The sequence below is a fragment of the Pseudomonas sp. NFX224 genome (assembly GCF_048565165.1).
GTDB lineage: Bacteria > Pseudomonadota > Gammaproteobacteria > Pseudomonadales > Pseudomonadaceae > Aquipseudomonas.
Genome location: NZ_CP183416.1, coordinates 1,564,021 through 1,583,871, shown reverse-complemented (window position 1 = coordinate 1,583,871; position 19,851 = coordinate 1,564,021). Strand labels below are relative to the sequence as shown.

At 58.6% G+C, this 19,851-nt stretch carries 16 protein-coding genes; 4 read left to right on the top strand and 12 right to left on the bottom strand.

Going from position 1 to position 19,851, the window contains the following annotated elements:
- Positions 1-85: 85 nt before the first annotated feature.
- On the bottom strand, positions 86-1,273 hold the full coding sequence (gene nhaA, locus ACNYC6_RS07140) for a Na+/H+ antiporter NhaA (protein WP_419711703.1): 1,188 nt from the start codon (positions 1,271-1,273) through the stop codon (positions 86-88).
- A gap of 244 nt (positions 1,274-1,517) precedes the next feature.
- Here nhaA and ACNYC6_RS07135 point away from each other — a divergent pair, with 244 nt between their 5' ends.
- On the top strand, positions 1,518-2,615 hold the full coding sequence (locus ACNYC6_RS07135; RefSeq protein ID WP_419712921.1) for a PLP-dependent cysteine synthase family protein: 1,098 nt from the start codon (positions 1,518-1,520) through the stop codon (positions 2,613-2,615).
- 56 nt (positions 2,616-2,671) lie between these two features.
- On the opposite strand, the gene ACNYC6_RS07130 is transcribed toward ACNYC6_RS07135, so the two are convergent.
- The 4 genes from ACNYC6_RS07130 to ACNYC6_RS07115 all read right to left on the bottom strand — a co-directional run bounded on the left by ACNYC6_RS07130 (position 2,672) and on the right by ACNYC6_RS07115 (position 7,019).
- Positions 2,672-3,619, bottom strand: coding sequence for an IS110 family transposase (locus tag ACNYC6_RS07130; protein ID WP_419708264.1), 948 nt, complete (start codon positions 3,617-3,619; stop codon positions 2,672-2,674).
- Positions 3,620-3,936: 317 nt separating this feature from the next.
- Positions 3,937-5,550, bottom strand: coding sequence for an NAD(P)/FAD-dependent oxidoreductase (locus ACNYC6_RS07125; protein ID WP_419711702.1), 1,614 nt, complete (start codon positions 5,548-5,550; stop codon positions 3,937-3,939).
- Positions 5,551-5,645: 95 nt separating this feature from the next.
- Positions 5,646-6,311 carry a COG3650 family protein gene (locus ACNYC6_RS07120; protein WP_419711701.1) on the bottom strand — a complete coding sequence of 222 codons (666 nt, stop codon included), beginning with the start codon at positions 6,309-6,311 and terminating at the stop codon, positions 5,646-5,648.
- 111 nt (positions 6,312-6,422) lie between these two features.
- Positions 6,423-7,019: a short chain dehydrogenase gene (locus ACNYC6_RS07115; RefSeq protein WP_419711700.1), complete on the bottom strand. Its 597-nt coding sequence runs from the start codon at positions 7,017-7,019 to the stop codon at positions 6,423-6,425.
- Between the two features lie 106 nt (positions 7,020-7,125).
- On the opposite strand from ACNYC6_RS07115, the gene ACNYC6_RS07110 reads away from it, so the two are divergent.
- A complete protein-coding gene (locus tag ACNYC6_RS07110) occupies positions 7,126-8,034 on the top strand; it encodes a LysR family transcriptional regulator (protein ID WP_419711699.1) in 909 nt (302 codons plus the stop codon).
- Between the two features lie 168 nt (positions 8,035-8,202).
- Here ACNYC6_RS07110 and ACNYC6_RS07105 read toward each other — a convergent pair whose 3' ends face one another.
- From ACNYC6_RS07105 to ACNYC6_RS07085, 5 genes are all read right to left on the bottom strand, one after another.
- Entirely contained in the window at positions 8,203-8,904 is a 702-nt protein-coding gene (locus ACNYC6_RS07105) for an ABC transporter ATP-binding protein (protein ID WP_419711698.1), read from the bottom strand.
- Positions 8,905-9,672, bottom strand: a complete 768-nt coding sequence (gene livG / locus ACNYC6_RS07100; protein ID WP_150704524.1) for a high-affinity branched-chain amino acid ABC transporter ATP-binding protein LivG — start codon at positions 9,670-9,672, stop codon at positions 8,905-8,907.
- Entirely contained in the window at positions 9,669-10,925 is a 1,257-nt protein-coding gene (locus ACNYC6_RS07095; RefSeq protein WP_419711697.1) for a high-affinity branched-chain amino acid ABC transporter permease LivM, read from the bottom strand. Before ACNYC6_RS07095 ends, livG begins: the two co-directional genes overlap by 4 nt.
- Positions 10,922-11,845, bottom strand: a complete 924-nt coding sequence (livH, locus tag ACNYC6_RS07090; RefSeq protein WP_056856113.1) for a high-affinity branched-chain amino acid ABC transporter permease LivH — start codon at positions 11,843-11,845, stop codon at positions 10,922-10,924. Before livH ends, ACNYC6_RS07095 begins: the two co-directional genes overlap by 4 nt.
- Positions 11,846-12,078: 233 nt before the next feature.
- Entirely contained in the window at positions 12,079-13,206 is a 1,128-nt protein-coding gene (locus ACNYC6_RS07085) for a branched-chain amino acid ABC transporter substrate-binding protein (RefSeq protein WP_419711696.1), read from the bottom strand.
- A 349-nt stretch (positions 13,207-13,555) separates the two neighbouring features.
- Here ACNYC6_RS07085 and ACNYC6_RS07080 point away from each other — a divergent pair, with 349 nt between their 5' ends.
- Entirely contained in the window at positions 13,556-13,861 is a 306-nt protein-coding gene (locus ACNYC6_RS07080; RefSeq protein ID WP_419711695.1) for a DUF2288 domain-containing protein, read from the top strand.
- Between the two features lie 293 nt (positions 13,862-14,154).
- Here ACNYC6_RS07080 and ACNYC6_RS07075 read toward each other — a convergent pair whose 3' ends face one another.
- Positions 14,155-16,356: a hypothetical protein gene (locus ACNYC6_RS07075; protein ID WP_419711694.1), complete on the bottom strand. Its 2,202-nt coding sequence runs from the start codon at positions 16,354-16,356 to the stop codon at positions 14,155-14,157.
- Between the two features lie 199 nt (positions 16,357-16,555).
- On the opposite strand from ACNYC6_RS07075, the gene ACNYC6_RS07070 reads away from it, so the two are divergent.
- Entirely contained in the window at positions 16,556-17,452 is an 897-nt protein-coding gene (locus ACNYC6_RS07070; RefSeq protein ID WP_419711693.1) for an NAD(P)-dependent oxidoreductase, read from the top strand.
- Here ACNYC6_RS07070 and ACNYC6_RS07065 read toward each other — a convergent pair.
- Entirely contained in the window at positions 17,409-19,625 is a 2,217-nt protein-coding gene (locus tag ACNYC6_RS07065) for a putative bifunctional diguanylate cyclase/phosphodiesterase (protein ID WP_419711692.1), read from the bottom strand. The genes ACNYC6_RS07070 and ACNYC6_RS07065 overlap by 44 nt on opposite strands.
- Between the last annotated feature and the right edge of the window lie 226 nt (positions 19,626-19,851).

Here is a 19,851-nt window from a genome sequence, read left to right as displayed (position 1 = left end):
TGAAAGGGCTGCACGACGTTAACGAACGGGACAAAGCGTGACTGTAGGACGCGTCTTGAAAGACGTTAGGAGTTGTCCCTGTTTCTCAGGAGGGCTGGGCAGTGTTCTTGCGACTCGCCATTGCCGTCACCGCATAACCGATCAATGCGGCCAGAATCGAGCCTGTCAGAATCCCCATGCGGTCCATCCCGGCGTAGTCGCTGACACCCGGCTCGAAGGCCAGGGAGCCGACGAACAGGCTCATGGTGAAACCAATGCCGCAGAGAATCGCCACGCCCAGTATCTGACCCCAATTGGCACCTTGGGGCAGGGCGGCGATGCCGATTTTGACTGCCAGCCAGGTCAACCCGAACACGCCAACGGTTTTGCCCAGCAGCAGGCCGACTGCGATGCCCATCGGTACGTCGTGGGTGAAGCTGTCGACGGTGACGCCGCTCAAGGACAGACCGGCGTTGGCGAAGGCGAACAGCGGCAAGATGCCGTAGGCCACCCACGGGTGCAGTGCGTGTTCGAGGGTCAGCAGCGGCGAAGGCTCGGCGTTTTTCGTGCGCAACGGAATGCAGAACGCCAGGGTCACACCGGCCAGCGTGGCGTGAACACCGCTCTTGAGTACGCAGACCCATAGAATCAAACCAACGATCATGTACGGCCCGAGCTTGACCACGCCGAGCCGGTTCATGCCGATCAGGGCCGCGATACAGGCTGCGGCCAGCGCCAGGGACAGGGTCGACAGTGCACCGGAATAGAAAATCGCAATGATGATGATCGCGCCGAGGTCGTCGATGATCGCCAGGGTCATCAGGAACAGCTTCAGCGACACCGGAACCCGTTTGCCCAACAGTGCGAGCACGCCGAGGGCGAAAGCGATGTCGGTGGCGGTCGGGATTGCCCAGCCGCTCAGGGCTGAAGGGTTGTCACGGTTGAGGAACCAGTAGATCAGCGCTGGCACGACCATGCCGCCGATCGCCGCCGCACCGGGCAGGACGATCTGCGAAGGCTTGGCGAGTTGGCCGTCGAGGACTTCGCGCTTGACCTCCAGGCCGATCAACAGGAAGAACATCGCCATCAGGCCGTCGTTGATCCACAACAGCAGTGGCTTGGCGATCTTCAAGGCGCCAACCTGGGCGACCACTGGAGTTTCCAGCAGGCCGTTGTACAGCCACGACAGTGGCGAGTTGTTGATGATTAGCGCCAGAACGGCCGCAGCGATCAGTAACAGACCGCTGGCAGCTTCCAACTGAAAGAAACGCGTGAAAGTGCTACGCAGAGGCAAGGTCGCTCTCCATCTGTGAATTCAAAAGGTGTTACACCCTAACAATTCCTGTTAGTTGTTAAAACAAAAGTTATATTCTTTTTTGTTATATGTCGTTACAGGGCGATTCGGTCCTACGGAGCTGAGCCTAGCAGTTGTCAGAGGTATTGGAGCGCAGCTGTATCTGTGCTGAATGTAGGTTTTTTCCTAAGCTTGTTGGCTGAGCCCTGTCAAAGGCCAATCTGCCCGATTCAACGAGAAAACCATCATGAGCGACAACCGACAGTGGTCCCGCGAAGCGATCCGGATCATCGAAGCCGATTTCCAGCGTAGCGCCGACACCCATCTGATCCCGTTGCGATTGCCGGGTTTTCCGGGCATCGAGTTGTACTTCAAGGATGAATCCAGCCATCCCACCGGCAGCCTCAAGCATCGACTGGCGCGTTCACTGTTCCTTTATGCGTTGTGTAACGGCTGGCTCAAGCCCGGTGCTCCGGTGATTGAAGCATCCAGTGGTTCGACGGCGATTTCCGAAGCCTATTTCGCTCGATTGCTTGGCGTGCCGTTTATTGCGGTGGTGCCGGCCAGTACCTCCAAAGAAAAAATTACGCAGATCGCCTTCTATGGTGGCCAGACTCATCTGGTGAAAGATCCGACGCAGATCTACGCCGAATCCGAACGACTGGCCCGTGAACACGACGGGCATTTCATCGACCAGTTCACCTACGCCGAGCGCGCCACTGACTGGCGGGCGAACAACAACATCGCCGAGTCGATCTTTCAGCAGATGCGTTTCGAAAAACATCCTGAACCAAGCTGGCTGATTTCCAGCCCCGGCACCGGCGGCACGACTGCGACGCTTGGCCGTTACGTGCGCTATCGCCAGCATTGCACCCGCGTGCTGTGCGCCGATGCCGAACGTTCGGTGTTCTTCGATTACTACCAGACTGGCGATGCCAGCCTACGCCTGGACCACGGCTCGCGTATCGAAGGCATTGGCCGTCCGCGGGTGGAGGCGTCGTTTTTACCCAAAGTGATCGACGCGATGGTCAAGGTGCCGGATGCGTTGTCGCTGGCGGCGATGCATTACCTGGCGGAGCGCTTGGGGCGGCATGTGGGTGGGTCGAGCGGGACCAATCTGATCGGCGCATTGATGGCGGCTCAGCACATGAAAGCGGCGGGAGAGTCGGGGTCGGTGGTGGCGTTACTGTGCGACAGCGGCGAGCGTTATGCCACGACCTATTACGATCCGAAATGGCTCAAGGCCCAGGGGTATGAGTTGAGCGGGTTGATTGATGCGGTGGCGGCGACGGTTGAGCGTGGGGAGCCGCTGCCGGCCTCGGTTTTGCGCGCCAATATCTGAGATCTATCAAACACTGAAAGCCCTATGTGGGAGATTCTATGGTTGAGGGGAAGCCTTCAACCTGCTTTCGGTTGGTATTCACCTTGCCCTTTCAGCAGTGCAAATACGATCCGGGCAAGTTTACGGGCCAAGATCACCAGTGCCTGCGTAGTACTGAACCCTTTAGCTCTTTGTTCTTGGTAAAAACCTTTCCAGGCGGCTGTGCGGCTGGCCGACATGGCAGCGTTGTGCAAAAGCCGACGCGCCTCCGGATCGCCGCGCTTGGTCAGGCTGCGGCGACCGTCTTTTTGTCCTGACTGCGATACCCGCAAATCCATCCCCAAAAACGCGATGAAGGCATCTGCATTTCTGAAATCGCCTCGCTGAAAAGCCGCGATCAAGCGGGCACCAGTCAGAAAGCCGATACCTTCGACTTTCATGCAACGCTTCAACTGGGCAAGCAAGCCGGCTTCTTTCAGGCGGTCGTTGATCATTTTCTCGACCAGCCCTTCAAGCCTCTGCATGGAGGCCACTTGCTCGGCAAAAGCGGCTTTGAGCAGCGGTTCATTTGTCCAGCTCTGCACCAAGCCAACCCGCGCCTGAACCAGCGCCGCGCGCCGGCGGAAAAGGCTCAAGAGGCAGCGGTACAACGGCGATGGCGGAATCCATGGATGAAGCTCTTCATACTCGTTCTTCAGATAGCGAGCGAGTAACTTTGCATCCAGCGCGTCAGTTTTGGCGCGAACTTTCACACCTTTGCGGTAATGGCTCAGTTCATAGCCACCGACCATGTAAATGGTGCAACCGGCCTCATGGGCCAGGTCGGCGAACTCCAGGTGATAGATATTGGTCGACTCAATAGCGATATCGACCGGTGCCAGCAAGGCTTTCAGCCATTTCTTGATGGCTGGCTTGTTATTGGGAAGCGTCTCAAGCAGATCCAGTTCGGCCTGATAGATCATCAACTCACTCTTGGCGACATCCACGCCCACGATTGGCTTGATAGCAGAAACCGGCATTGCCATTAAACATCCCCCGAGATATGGTTTTGAGCACTTGAAGGGCTCACCCAGAGGCGCAGGCTTGTTCCTATCGTCGGTCTAGCCAGATGCATTCTTTATCGGCGCTTGGGTGAAAGGAGGAGGGGCGAAATCTCCCACGGATCTGTACTGCGCTAACAGTCAGAATCGAGCCTTGTCCCTCCTCCTCCCTTCAAGTCCTAGCATACAAGCGAGCCTGCTCGCGATTGCGGTAGATCAGCCAACATCACTGTTGAATGCTTATCCGATATCGCGAGCAGGCTCGCTCACACAGGCTTTTGTGTCGTTTCAGAGGTTTTGTATCAGGCTTCCAGGCCCAGGATGTCGCGGGCCACAGCCTCGGCAATCCGAATCCCGTCGACACCCGCCGACAGAATCCCGCCCGCATAACCCGCGCCTTCACCGGCCGGGAACAAGCCCTTCACGTTCAGGCTCTGCATCGACTCGTTGCGGGTGATCCGCAGTGGCGACGAAGTACGGGTCTCGATCCCGGTCAATACCGCGTCGTGTAACGAGTAACCGCGAATCTGCTTCTCGAACGCCGGCAATGCTTCACGAATCGCTTCAATAGCGAATTCAGGCAAAGCCAAGGCCAGATCGCCCAGGGCGACACCGGGCTTGTAGGACGGTTCGACGCTGCCCAACTCGGTGGAGGGTTTGCCGGCGATGAAGTCACCAACCAGTTGCGCCGGGGCTTCGTAGTTGCTGCCGCCCAGCACAAAGGCGTGGGATTCCAGGCGTTCCTGCAATTCGATGCCGGCCAGCGGACCGCCCGGATAATCGACTTCCGGGGTGATCCCGACGACGATCCCGGAGTTGGCGTTGCGTTCATTGCGCGAGTACTGGCTCATGCCGTTGGTTACGACACGATTTGGCTCGGAAGTCGCCGCCACCACCGTACCGCCCGGGCACATGCAGAAGCTGTAGACCGAGCGGCCGTTCTTGGCGTGGTGTACCAGTTTGTAGTCGGCGGCGCCGAGTTTCGGGTGGCCGGCGTACTTGCCCAGGCGCGCGCGGTCGATCAGCGACTGCGGGTGCTCGATACGGAAACCCACCGAGAACGGTTTGGCCTCCATGTACACACCGCGACCGTGGAGCATGCGGAAAGTGTCGCGGGCACTGTGGCCGAGGGCCAGGATCACGTGTTTGGAATGGATCTGCTCGCCGCCATGGAGTTCGACGCCGACCAGTTGCCCGTCTTCGATCAGTACGTCGGTGACACGTTGCTGGAAACGCACTTCACCGCCGAGGGCGCGAATCTGCTCACGCATGTTTTCCACGACACCGGTCAGACGGAATGTACCGATGTGCGGTTTGCTGACGTAGAGAATTTCTTCCGGCGCGCCGGCCTTGACGAACTCGTGCAGGACTTTGCGGCCAAGGAATTTCGGGTCTTTGATCTGGCTGTAGAGCTTGCCGTCGGAGAAGGTCCCCGCACCACCTTCGCCGAACTGCACGTTGGACTCGGGGTTGAGCACGCTTTTGCGCCACAGGCCCCAGGTGTCCTTGGTGCGCTGGCGTACTTCGGTGCCGCGTTCGAGGATGATCGGCTTGAAGCCCATTTGCGCGAGCAACAGGCCGGCGAAAATCCCGCACGGACCGAACCCGACGACGATCGGGCGAGCGCTCAGATCGGCCGGTGCCTGGCCGACTTCTTTGTAGCTGACATCCGGTGCCACGTTGACGTTACGGTCATCGGCGAACTTGTGCAGCGCCGCCGCCTCATCGCGAACGTTGAGGTCGATGGTGTAGATGAAGCACAGTTCGGAAGACTTTTTGCGCGCATCGTAGCTGCGCTTGAACAAGGTGAAATCGAGCAAATCATCGCTGGCGATGCCCAGGCGTTGCACGATGGCAGGGCGCAGGTCTTCTTCGGGATGGTCGATTGGCAGCTTGAGTTCGGTGATTCGTAACATGGCAGGATCCGGTTCGCGGGGCGCACAACTGCGCCAGGGCGTTTGAAGCCGGCGATTATAAGCGCCAAAGACCTTGCCCTGTGAGGCTTAAACGATCAGTCGTCGCGTGATCCGCCGAAATACCCGCAACCGCGCTGCACCTGGCCGTCGATTCGCAGTTCGGCGCTCATGTGCTGGATGCTGCCGGTGCTGTTGTCGACGCAGCGCTGCGGTGCGACCCACAATTCAATGTGCTGATTATTGGCTTCGGTGCTGAGGTTGAAGCGGCCATCGCCCAGTTGCTCTTCGACGTAGGGCACGGCCAATGGCGGTTGGCCGGCGCGGTCGATGATCATGCCTTTGCCGCTGACTTTCACGTTCCACTCCGGAGTGTGGCCGGCGGCGCGCAGGATCAGCTGCTTAAAGTTGGGGTCTTCGCAGGCATTGCCCGAGCGCTCCACCCGGTACAGCGTTTCCAGATCGAGCTGGCCATCGCCGTTGCCGGTAACGATCCGCCCGCGCACATCGGCGAACAGTTTGCCTTGGGCATCGGCCAGGCTCGCCGCCTGTTGCAGCACGCTGGTGCCGCCCGTGTCGTTGACCACATAACGACGCTGGTCGCCGCACGGCTGGAACAACAGCTTGCCGTCCGCCGCCGTCAACTGGCCTTGCATGCGGGTCTGGCCGACGTGGGAGGCGCTTTCACGCGAGCCATCCAGCAACTGGCAAGCGGCGAACAGCGGAAGCAGGGCAACGAGGACTAGGGAACGGGCAACACGCATCTTGGGGTCTCCTGACAAGTGCCGCCACGTTACTCAGCCTGACCGTTCATCACAACCGGTTATCGTTTCCACTTTGTATGGGCGATGGCACAACCCGGGATCTTTTACTCCTCAGATGTGAAATGTCTGACCCGTTTGCAGGCCTTCGACACTTTTGGCGTAGGCCAGCGCCACATCCGCTGCAGGAACCGGTTTGAAGCCACGGAAGTAAGGTGCGTATTTGCCCATGGCTTCGACTAGGACATTGGGGCTGATCGAGTTCACACGCAGGCCGCGCGGCAGTTCGATGGCGGCGGCGCGGACAAAACTGTCCAGTGCGCCGTTGACCAAGGCTGCCGAGGCGCCGCTGTAAATCGGGTCGTGGCTGAGCACACCGGTGGTGAAGGTGAACGACGCGCCGTCATTGGCGAACTCGCGGCCGATCAGCAGCAGGTTGACCTGACCCATCAACTTGTCTTTCAGGCCCAGGGCAAAACTTTCCTCGGTCATTTCGGCCAGCGGTGCGAAGGTCACATTGCCCGCCGCGCAGACCAGTGCGTCGAACTTGCCGGTCTTCTCGAACAGTTTACGAATCGACGCGCTGTCGCTGATATCCACCTGAAAATCACCGCTGTTGCGGCCGATGCGGATGATTTCGTGACGTTGCGACAGTTCTTTGTCGACGGCCGATCCGATGGTGCCGCCTGCGCCGATCAAAAGAATTTTCATGGGAGCTGATCCTCAAGTGGGTTGAATGAGGTTTCAGTTTAGAGTGGTTTTTTCTGTGGATAAGCGTGCTAATAGGCAACCTTTGGTTTTCTATTGGAAACAATCCGTGAGCGAAATGGATGATCTGGCGGCGTTTGCGGTACTGGTCGAAGCGGGCAGTTTTACCCTGGCCGCGCAGCAGCTCGGTTGCAGCAAAGGGCAACTGTCCAAGCGCATCAGTCAGCTGGAAGCGCAGTTTTCCGTCGTCCTGCTGCAACGCACTACGCGGCGCTTGAGCCTGACGGCGGCGGGCGCAGCGTTGCTGCCGCAGGCCCAGGCACTGGTGGTTCAAGTCGAACGAGCGCGTCAGGCACTGGCGCGGTTGAAAGACGACATGGCCGGCCCGGTGCGCATGACGGTTCCGGTGTCGCTGGGGGAAACTTTTTTCGACGGTATGCTGCTGGAATTCTCCGCCCAATACCCGCAGGTGCAGATCGAGCTGGAGCTCAACAACAGTTATCGCGAACTGTCCCGTGACGGCTTTGATCTGGCGATTCGCTCCGACGTGGCGATCGACCAGCGGCTGGTGGCGCGCCCGTTGTTGGCGTGGAAGGAAATGACTTGTGCCAGCCCGGCTTATCTTGAGCAGTACGGTGAACCTCAGACACCGCAGGCATTGGCCGAGCATCGCTGTTTGCTCAATAGCCATTACAGCGGTCGCGAAGAGTGGCTGTATCACCAACAACATGAATTGCTGCGGGTGCGGGTGTCGGGGCCGTTTGCCAGCAACCACTACAACCTGTTGAAAAAAGCCGCACTGGCCGGCGCTGGCATTGCGCGCCTGCCTTCCTACTTGCTACCGGCGGAATTGGCTGACGGCCGTTTACGCTGGCTCCTGCGCGATTATCAGACCCGCAGCATGCCGATGTACCTGGTGCATCCGTATCAGGGGGGATTGCCGAAACGTACGCAGGTGTTGGCGGATTATTTGCTGGGATGGTTCAAGAGGAGTGGGGAGGCGCTGGATCGGTTGTAAGTCATCACACGGTCAATGTGGGAGTGAGCCTGCTCGCGATATCAATTTCACATTCAAAAGAAATGCTGCCTGACCCACCGCGATCGCGAGCAGGCTCGCTCCTGCAGGGGGCTGTGTTCCAGGCATAAAAAAACGGCCCGAAGGCCGTTTTCTGTTTACAGCAAAGGTTTAGCCGCCGAGGTACGCATCACGCACTTTCGGATCGGTCAGCAGCGCTTCACCGGTGCCTGTCATCACCACCCGGCCGTTCTCCAGAACGTAGGCGCGGTCAGCGATTTTCAGTGCCTGGTTGGCGTTCTGCTCGACCAGGAACACGGTCACACCGTCCTTGCGCAGCATTTCGATGATGTCGAAGATCTGCTGGATGATGATCGGTGCCAAGCCCAGCGATGGCTCGTCGAGCAGCAGCAGCTTGGGCTTGCTCATCAGCGCACGGCCGATGGCGAGCATTTGCTGTTCGCCGCCGGACATGGTGCCGCCGCGCTGGCTGAAGCGTTCTTTCAGGCGTGGGAAAAGTCCGAGGACCTTGTCCATCTGTTCCTGATAGTCGCCTTTCGCCGTGAAGAATCCGCCCATGGACAGGTTCTCTTCCACGGTCAGGCGGGAAAACACCCGACGACCTTCCGGCACCACGGCAATGCTCTTGCGCATGATCTGCGAAGAGTCCTGGCCCACCAGTTCCTCACCCATGTAGCGGATGCTGCCGCTGTGGGCGCGCGGCGAACCACAGAGGGTCATCAGCAGCGTGGACTTGCCGGCACCGTTGGCGCCGATCAGGGTCACGATCTCGCCCTGGCGGACTTCGACGTTGACGCTGTGCAGGGCCTGGATCTTGCCGTAGAAGGTGGAAACGTTTTCGAACTGCAGCATTTACGCTTCCCCCAGGTAGGCTTTGATCACTTCAGGATTGTCGCGGATCTGTTCCGGCGTACCGTCGGCCAGAGGCGTGCCCTGGTTGATCACGACGATATGGTCGGAAATGCTCATGACCAGTTTCATGTCGTGTTCGATCAGCAGCACGGTCACGTTGTGCTCTTCACGCAGCACGCTGATCAGCGCCTTCAGGTCTTCGGTTTCCTTCGGGTTCAGGCCGGCGGCCGGTTCGTCGAGCATGAGGATCCGCGGGCGGGTCATCATGCAGCGGGCGATTTCCAGACGACGTTGCTGACCGTAGGCCAGGGTGCCGGCCGGACGGTTGGCGAACTCTTTCAGGTTGACCTTTTCCAGCCAGTATTCAGCGAAGTCCATGGCCTCGCGTTCGCTTTTGCGGAACGCCGGGGTCTTGAACAGGCCGGACAGGAAGTTGGTGTTCAGGTGACGGTGCTGGGCGATCAACAGGTTCTCGACCGCGGTCATGTCTTTGAACAACCGCACGTTCTGGAACGTACGCACCACGCCTTTGAGGGCGATCTTGTGGCCCGGCAGGCCTTCGATCGGCTCGCCGTCCAGCAGGATGCTGCCGCCGCTCGGCTTGTAGAAGCCGGTCAGGCAGTTGAACACGGTGGTCTTGCCGGCGCCGTTGGGGCCGATCAGCGCAACCACTTGTTTCTCTTTCACGCTCAAGGCAACGCCGTTGACCGCCAGCAAGCCGCCGAAGCGCATGCTCAGGTTTTCTACTTTAAGGATCTCGCGGCTCATTTGCGCAGCTCCATGTGAGGACGTTGCATGGGCAGCAGACCCTGAGGGCGCCAGATCATCATCAGTACCATCAAGGCACCGAACATCAACATGCGGTACTCACTGAACTCACGCATCATTTCCGGCAGCAGGATCATCACCACGGCAGCGAGGATCACACCCAGCTGCGAGCCCATGCCACCCAGCACCACGATGGCGAGGATGATCGCCGACTCGATGAAGGTGAAGGACTCCGGCGTTACCAGGCCCTGACGGGCAGCGAAGAAGCTCCCGGCGAAACCGGCGAAGCTCGCGCCCAGGGTGAAGGCCGACAGTTTGATGATGGTCGGGTTGAGGCCCAGTGCACGGCAGGCGATTTCGTCTTCACGCAACGCTTCCCACGCGCGGCCCAGAGGCATGCGCAGCAGGCGATTGATGACGAACAGCGCAGCCAGAGCGAGGAACAGGGCAACGAGGTAAAGGAAAATCACCTTGTTGATCGAGTTGTATTCCAGCCCGAAGTACTCATGGAAGGTTTGCAGGCCTTCCGCGGCTTTGCGTTCGAAGGTCAGGCCGAAGAACGTTGGTTTCTCGATGTTGCTGATGCCGTTCGGACCACCGGTGATATCGGTCAGGTTACGCAGGAACAGACGGATGATTTCACCGAAGCCCAGGGTCACGATTGCCAGGTAGTCACCGCGCAGACGCAACACCGGGAAGCCCAGCAGGAAGCCGAATGTGGCCGCCATCAGGCCGGCGATCGGCAGGCAGATCCAGAAGCTCAAGCCGAAGTAGTGCGACAGCAGCGCGTAGCTGTAGGCGCCGACGGCGTAGAAACCGACGTAACCGAGGTCGAGCAGACCGGCCAGGCCGACCACGATGTTCAGGCCCAGGCCCAGCATCACGTAGATCAGGACCAGGGTCGCGATGTCCACTGCGCCACGGGAACCGAAGAACGGCCAGATCAACGCGCCGGCGATCAGTGCAATGATGATCCAGCGCTGGGTGGTCGGCAGGGTCAGGAAGTTGCTGGCCTTGGCCGGAATCAGCGGCATGCTTGGCGAGGAGCGCCAGGCCGAGCTGATCTGCTGGTCGAACAATACGCGCAGGAACATCAGCACCGAACAAACGGCGATGGTGATCAGGGTAGCGTTGCTGGTGCCGTGAACTTCGAGATTGATGCCGACGATGGTCAGCTTCAGACCCAGTACCGGGTAGGCAACGGCCCACACCAGCAAGGCGCTGAATAGCGCCTGTTTAAGATTCCTAGTCATACTTTCTCAACCTCCGGACGGCCCAGCAGGCCGGTTGGCCGGAACAACAACACCAAAACCAGGAGACCGAAAGCCACGACGTCCTTGTACTGGTCGCCGAAGATATCGGCACCGAAGGCTTCTGCCACACCCAGTACCAGACCGCCGAGCATGGCGCCCGGAATGCTGCCGATACCGCCCAGTACCGCTGCGGTGAAGGCCTTGAGGCCGACCAGGAAACCGGCGTTCGGGTTGATCACGCCGTATTGCATGCTCAGCAGCACGGCCGCGATGGCCGCCAGCGCGGCACCGATGACGAAGGTCAGGGCGATGATGTTGTTGGTGTTGATACCCAGCAGGTTGGCCATCTTGATGTCTTCGGCGCAGGCGCGGCAGGCGCGACCCAGGCGAGAGCGGGAGATGAACAGCGTCAGGCCGAGCATGGCGACCAGGGTCACCACGAACACAACGATTTGCATGTAGGAAATCAGCACTTCATGTGCGCCACCTGGCCCAAAGGCAAAGTTGCCCGGAATCAGGTTGGGGATGGATTTGTCCTTGGAGTCTTGCGCCAGCAGAACCGTGTTCTGCAGGAAGATCGACATGCCGATGGCGGAAATCAGCGGGATCAGACGGTTGCTGCCGCGCAAGGGGCGGTAGGCGATCCGTTCGATGCTGTAGCCGTAGGCACTGGTCACCACGATGGTGGCGATGAAAGCGGCGGTCATCAACAGCGGAACACTGTCGAGTCCCATCATGGCCAGCCCGGCGATGGCGATGAACGCCACGTAGGAACCGATCATGTACACCTCGCCGTGGGCGAAGTTGATCATTCCAATGATGCCGTAAACCATCGTATAGCCGATGGCGATCAGGGCATACGTGCTGCCAATGGTCAGGCCATTAACCAGCTGTTGGAAGAAGTGATAGATGTCAGGCATTACAGCGCTCCTAAAAACCTGATACGCATTTCACTGGTGGAGTCATTTTCCCGCCCGAGCCCCGTGGATCTGCATCCACTTCGAATTCGAGGTTTGCCAGCGAACCGCTGATGACGGTTTTGAGATTTTCAGGTGGGGAGACTAGCGGATCACGCCAGTGCGGCCCAGGTACGTTCGTAAAACAAAGCCCACGGCACGCCGTGGGCTTTATTGGCAATCAGTCAGGCAAGGCCTTACTGAGGCTTGGCCTCAGTTTTTGGTTTGCCGAAGTGCCACTCGTAAACCACAAATTTGAAGTCCTTCAGGTCGCCTTTCTCGTCGAAGCTCAGGTCGCCGGTTGGAGTCTTGAAGGTGCCTTTGTGGATTTCTGCAGCCACTTTGGCGGTGTCTTCGGACTTGGCAGCCTTGATGCCTTCGGCGATCACTTCCACAGCCGAATAGGCCGGGAACACGAACGGACCGCTCGGGTCTTCTTTCTTGGCCTTGAACGCGTCAGCCAGGGCAACGTTGGCAGGATCCTGGTCGAAGGATTTCGGCAGGGTCACCAGCAGGCCTTCGGAAGCGTCCTTGGCGATCTGCGAAATGGAGTCGTTACCCACGCCTTCCGGACCCATGAACTTGGCTTTCAGGCCTTTTTCTGCGGATTGACGCAGGATCAGACCCAGTTCCGGGTGGTAGCCGCCGTAGTAGACGAAGTCGACGTTGGCTTGCTTGAGCTTGGCGATGATCGAGGAGAAGTCTTTGTCACCGGCGTTGATGCCTTCGAACACGGCAACCTTGGTGCCTTTCTTCTCGAGGGTCGATTTAACGGCGGTGGCGATACCTTCACCGTATTGCTGTTTGTCGTGCAGAACAGCAACGATCTTCGGTTTTACGAAGTCAGCGATGTAGTTACCGGCGGCAGGGCCTTGGGCGCTGTCCAGACCGATGGTGCGGAACACCATTTTGTAACCACGTGCGGTGATGTCCGGGCTGGTGGCAGCCGGGGTGATCATGATCACGCCTTCGTCTTCGTAGATGTCCGAAGCCGGTTGAGTGGAGCTGGAGCACAGGTGGCCGACCACGAACTTGACGCCGTCGTTGACGACCTTGTTCGCTACCGCTACCGCTTGTTTTGGATCACAGGCGTCATCGTATTCAACGGCTTCGAGTTTCTTGCCGTCTACGCCGCCTTTGGCGTTGATTTGCTCGATGGCCATTTTGGCGCCACTGAACTGCATGTCGCCGTATTGGGCTACAGGACCGGTCTTAGGGCCGGCGATGCCGATCTTGATGGTGTCAGCTGCGAACGAATGGCTGGCAACCCCGGCCAGAACCATAGCGGCAAACAGTTTGGAAATCTGCTTAGTAGCCTTAGTCATAGTGCTCCACTCTTACTGTTGTAGTTTTTATAGTCCTGGCGCCGTAGGCGATAGAACCGGGTCAGATATCTTCGACATCCCCCGGAAATGCCCCCGGCAACTGTACCGGTACAGTGTAGAGCGCCGATTGTCAGCCTGGGAAGCTGGCGCCAGGGGGCAAAACTTGGAGGTGTCGCCTTTTTGAAAGAAAGAGACAGAATTGCGGCGGGGCTTTGAAGGGCTTATAGCCAGATTCCGTGCATTCCTTGGCATTCCTGCTCTTTTCATTCAGTGAAGCTAAGTGCAACTGGGTTTTTCTGCCAGACCACCGACGTTATCATTGCGTCGATTTCTTTTCCGGACCGGACCCATGACTGAAGAACCTAGCACCCTCTATGCCAAGCTGCTTGGTGAAACCGCATCTATTACCTGGAAGGAGTTGGAGCCGTTCTTCGCCAAGGGTGCCCTATTGTGGGTCGACCCCGGCCTGGATTTAATCGCTGCCGCCGAGGCCATGGCGACCGATGAGGGCGAGAAAGTGGCTGCCTGGCTGGCCGCCGACAAAGTCGCGAAGCTGTCTGAAACGCGGGCGCTGGATCTTTTCGAACGTGATCCGGAGTTGTGGGCAGTGGTCGTTTCGCCGTGGATTATGATCCAGGAAAGAGCGAAGACCTGAACGTGCGCACTTGTTTGGTGCGATGTGCCATCCGTTAAAGTGTGTAGCCGAGTAGCGTGATGGCACGTTGCCGTAGAGAAAGGCCCCAGCCTCACGGTGACGTAAACGTAACGGGAACAGTTGAGCGAGCAGCCTGAAGGCTGCTTAATTGTTTCTGGATGTTGGAATGGCTGAAGTCTTCAGCGAATTTCAGGGTTTCATCGCTGGCAAGCCAGCCCTCACAAAGTCCGGAGCGTTCCGTTACGAACCTGTGGGAGCTGGCTTGCCAGCGATTGGGGCCGCTCGGTTCCGGGTCAGACCGAAAACGTCTTGCCCGTATGGTTATTCAGCGAAATAACCTTGGTCTTGCCAATGCGATGACGGTAGATCTCGCGCAGGTACTTGATCGCTTTCTTTACGCAATCGCGCGACAGGCGGATGTCGTTGATCGAGACGAACTTGTCCTTGTCATTGATCAGTTCGCGGTACTTCTTCTCGTACATCGGCTTGATCGCGTACCAGTTGGTATCGAGGATCTTTGCCGGGTTCTCGAACTCATTGAGCAGATCGTCGATCAGGTCTTCGTCAAAGTGTTCGTTGATGATGAAGTCCAGGATCGAGTTGTCCAGTGTCTCGTCGAAACGGTACGGGTTTTTCGCGAAGCAACGCTTGATGAACGCCACGATCAGCGTCAGGAAGTCGTCCGACAGGCACGGGCTCTTGGCGATCAGGGTGGTCAGCGACAGGTTGGCCGAGGCGCCGATCACCAGTGCGTAGCGCTTGAGCGTAGTGTTCGGGAACAGGCTGTTGAGATGAGTCTTGAGCCGGTTCAGGTCCATGTAGGACAGTTTGTAGTCCTTCGGCAAGGAAACGATCGACACTACCGACGAGCAGTTCTTGAAGAAGTGCAGGTCGTGCAGGGCAGCGGCGTCGTACCCCGAATTCTTGTACTGCTCCAGCGACGCACGATAACGCTTGGATTCGATCGGCAGCAGGCTGATGCCTTCGATGGCCTGGGTGACCTTGTTGAAGTGCGGCAGGTCGATCGAACGGAAGAACAGGTCGTCGATGTTCAGGCGCTGTGGCTCTTTCTCGAACACCTTGAATTTGTCGCTGGTCGGCGCCGGGGTTTCCGGAACTACGGACTCTGCGTAGGCAATCGCCACTGGCCCGGCCAGACTCATGAACAGGTCGTTGGCGTCCAGGCGAATGGTTTCGCCGATGTCGATGCCGGCGCGACGGAAGTAGTTCTGGTCGTAGTCAGTCGTGACTGCTTGCGCTGTCAGAATGTTGAAGATCTGCTGTGAGATGTACTGGTTGGCGTGCTTTTCCATCGCATTGACATCAATGTTCTGGATGTTGCCGTCATCGTTCTCTTCGGCATAACGCATGATGTCGTTGGAGATCAGCATCATGGCGTTCCATGGGCGGATGCGGCCCATGACGCTGGCTTCGCTGCTGTCTTCATTGGCGAAGTTGTAGGAGAAGTCCCATTCCTCCGACAGGTATTTGCACAACAGGCGGCCGGCGTTGATGTGCAACGCTTCGGACATTTCGCTGCGGTGATCGGAAATATTCGGCAGTACGCAGATGCCGCTGGTGAAGATCGGCTCGAAGACGAACGAATGACCGCTTTTGCCGTCGTGCTCGTCCATCGGCTTGGTGTCGAACGTCTTATTCATGTACGAGTGCTGTTGGGCCAGGCCGAATTCCGAGGCCATGCCCGAACCCGTACCGCCGCCGGCACTGAAGATCGAGAAGTACAGGCGCGACTGGTTGGCCTTGATGCCGCAGCTGTCGATCAGGTACGAGTGAATCATCTTCCAGTCGGGGCTGGAGAAACGCTGGGTGTCCTTGTTCAGGATGATCTTGGCCAGGTACTGGCCGAGGATCGGTGCGTTACCGGCGCCACCGGCGTGGACTTCCGACAAGTCCATGATTTTCATTTTGCTGTAGTCGCGCAGGAAACCGCTTTTTTCGCCCTTGCGCGAGAAACGGATGCGACCGGCGATGTCCTTGTCCAGGTCGCCGAGCATGACCAGCGGCTCAACCAGGAATACCGGTTTGGTCGCCTTGTTCGGAATCAGGCGCAGGCTGTTGCGAATCCACTGTGCCGGGCTGTAGCCCTTTTCGGCGTAGCGTTTGTCCGGCGACAGGCGGTCTTCATTGTTGAATTCGTTGAGGTAGAACTTGCGGGCGTTGTACACCAGCTCCGCGACATCCAACGCAATGTTCGAACCGCAGCGGCCCAGGCCGATCAGGCACACCGACGGGAATTCCTGATCGCTGTGCTGTTCGTTGTCGCCTTCCAGGTGGGGTGGGCGCGGAAACACCATGTCGCGCAGGCCGTCGAGGTTATCGAGAATGCGGTCGGTGTTGGTTTCGGTGAAGTACAAGTATTGCTGGGTCGCCAGCGGGCGCGACGGCGTCAATGGCTTCGACGGTGCGGGGCTGTTCGCCGCGGGGCTCAGCGTCAGATCGGAAATCGCAGTGGCCGGGTTATTTTTAGAAGTCATTGTTCGCCATGTACCTGGGCTGGTTGGTCGGGCGACACGCTGTCGTCGAACCGTCACGGAATGAGAACTCGCGTCTTTTATCAGCGCGTATTTGGCCCAAGCGTCAGAGCCTTGGCCTGAGCGTCGCTCGGGGGAATCCTTTCCTAAGTCATGATAAATCGGCCAAGATTCGCTGATCTTTAATCAAAAAGGAGGCCAAATGATGTCAACGCTACCTTCGTTGGGGTTTGCCGGGATCGGATTGATGGGGCTGCCAATGTGCCGGCGCTTGTTGGCGGCCGGTTACCCGCTGACGGTATGGAACCGCAATCCGGCCAAGTGCGCGCCGCTGGTCGAGGCCGGGGCCCGTCAGGTCGCTACTCCAGCCGAGTTGTGCCGGCACGCCGACGTGGTGATGTTGTGTCTGGCCGACACGTCGGTGGTGCAAGAAGTGGTGTTTGGTGCGAACGGCGTTGCAGAGGGCGCGAAAAGCAGCCAGTTGCTGGTGGACTTTTCCAGCCTGGAGCCCACCGCGACCCGGGAAATGGCAGCAGCCCTCGCGAGCAAAACCGGCATGAGCTGGCTCGATGCGCCGGTGTCTGGCGGCGTGGTCGGTGCCGAGGCGGGCAGCCTGGCGATCATGGTCGGTGGCCAAGCGTCGGATCTTGAACGCATCAAGCCCGTACTGCTGAGTCTGGGGCAGCGCGTGACACACATGGGGGCGGTCGGAGCCGGGCAGGTGACCAAGGCCTGCAACCAGATGATCGTTGCTTGCAACGCCCTGGTGATTGCCGAAGTGGTGGCGCTGGCGGAGCGTTCCGGGGTCGATGCCAGTCTGATCGCCGAGGCGCTGGCCGGAGGTTTTGCCGATTCAAAACCTTTGCAGATCCTCGCCCCGCAAATGGCCGAAAGCCATTTCGAACCGGTGAAATGGCACGTGCGCACCTTGCTCAAGGATCTGGACACTGCGGTGAAGTTTTCCCGTGAACAGGGCTCGGCGACGCCGATCAGTGGCTTGGCGGCGCAGCTGATGCGGTTGCATGGCGGGCAGGGATACCTGGAAAAAGACCCGTCTACATTAGTGCGGATGTACCGTGAACCAGACTCAACGACGTGACGGTGTAAGCGCGCTGGCGCTGGTTGATTTCGTCCAGTACCGGATGTAGTTCGGCCAGCGGCACCGGGCGACTGAGCAGGTAGCCCTGGACGAAGTCACAGCCGTGGCCTTCGAGAAACTGGTATTGCTCGAAGGTTTCAACGCCCTCGGTGACCACATCCAGGTGCAGGGTGTGCGCCATGACGATAATTGCCTGGACGATTTCCATGTCCTGGGTCGATTTGGGGATGTCCTGAATGAACGAACGGTCGATTTTCAATGTGTTGAGCGGTAAGCGCTTGAGGTAGGCCAAGGACGAGTAACCGGTGCCGAAATCATCGATCGACAGCGATACGCCCAAGGCGCGAATCTGTCGCAGCAGCTCAAGCGTGTCGGCGATGTTGCCCATCAGCGCATTTTCAGTGACCTCCAGTTCCAATCGCTGCGGCGCTACCCCGGCGTTGCGCAACGCCTGCTCGATTTGCCCCGCCAGTTCTTCGCGGGCCAGGCTAAGGGGCGAGCAGTTCACGGCGATCTTCAACGCTTCGCAACCCTGACGCGATAACTCGCCCAGATCCTCACACGCCTTGCGCAACACCCAGTTGTCCAGTTCGATGATCAGGCCGTTGGCCTCAGCGATAGAGATGAAACGGTCCGGGGCGAGGAAGCCGTGGACCGGGTGTTGCCAGCGAATCAATGCCTCAAGTTTGCTGACCTGGCCGGTTTTCAGGTCGTAGATCGGTTGGTAATAGAGCATCAGGCCGGCGTCTTCACGCAGGGCGTGGCGCAGTTCTTCTTCCAGTTGCAGTTCCAGCGTGGCACGGGCCTTGAGGTTAGCACTGAAGAAATTCAGGCCGTTTCGACCGCTGCCCTTGGACTGATACAGCGCCAGGTCGGCATTTTTCAGCAGCTCTTCACAGGTCTTGCCGTCTTCGGGAAACAGACTGATACCGATGCTGGTGGTCATGACCATGCGCCGCCCGGCCAGCTCGATCGGGTCTTTCATTTTTTGCATGATGCGCTGGGCCATGTGTCGCGCTTCTTCGCGATCGTGCAAGTCGATGAGCATGCAGAACTCGTCGCCGCCGAAGCGCGCCACCACATCGTCGTGGCTGCGCACCGAGCCTTTGATATGGCTGGCAAGCACCTTGAGCAATTCGTCGCCGGCGTCGTGACCGAGGCTGTCGTTGATGCGCTTGAAATGGTCGATGTCGAGGAAGATCACGGCGAGCATGCCGCCGTCGTGGGTTTTCTCGCTGAGTTTCTCGGCGAAGAGCTGGTTGAAACCACGACGGTTGATCAGGTTGGTCAGGGGATCGTAGTGCGCCACCTGTTGCAGGGACATGCGCGCCTGATCCAGTTGGCTGAGCAGTGAATTGACCCGCTGCAGGTCATGCTCCTTGTGTTGCAGCTTCTTGTCCGCCAGCGCCGCGCTGATGCTGCTGCCGATGATCAGCAGCGTCATGACCGCCACCGTCAGGCCCAGTTGCAGGTGATTGTTTTCTTCGGGCTGGGTCAGGAGACTGCCGGTGGGCAGCACCAGATTGAAGGCGGCCATGCCGGTGAAATGCATGCTGATGATGCCGGCCCCGAGCACCAGGCTGGCGCTGTACTTGAGCAACTGATGGAACATGCCGGTGCCGTTGCGCAGGTAAGTCGCCAGTAGCAATGCCGCCAGGCTGGCGCCAATCGCAATCACGATAGACAAGACGAACAAGCCGGTTTGGTAGTAGGCCGTCGCCTGCGAACGCATGGCGGACATGCCGACGTAATGCATGGTGGCTATGCCCAGGCCGACACAGATCGAAGCCTTGAGGCATTGCCGGAAACTCAGGAAAGGACGACTGAGCGTATGCATCGCCAGCCACGACGCGAGCAGGGCGATCAACAGGGAAATCAGCGTAATTGGCAGTTGGTAGTGCACGTTGATGGGGGCCTGGAACGCCAGCATGCCGATGAAGTGCATGGCCCAGATTCCACCGGCCAGGCAACCGGCACCGACCCAGCGCCAAAGTCTGCGTGAGGCAGGTTTTTCCGCGTGCGCGACGCGCTCGGCCATGTCCAGCGTAGCAAAGCTGCCGGCACAGGCGACCAGAAAAGCCAGCAGCACCAGAAAAGGGTCATGTATGCAATTGAGTACAACCTGCCCACCCTCTGGCAGCTCGGTAAAAAAATGCAGACCAAGCCACTCCATAGCATGCCCCGTTGTTGTTTCCCTGACCGGCGCAAGGAGCGCCGACGAATGTCTTGGAGTATAGAGGCCGCGGATGGAACGCAAGCGGTAGTGGCAAATTGGTCTCTACCATTTTGGAATGGGGTTTAGAACGTTTGGAAATAAAATGTTGCATGGGCTACGCCGGGTTCCATGGGCTGGTATCAGCTTTACGAATAATTACAGACAGTTTTGGCGGGCCTGACTA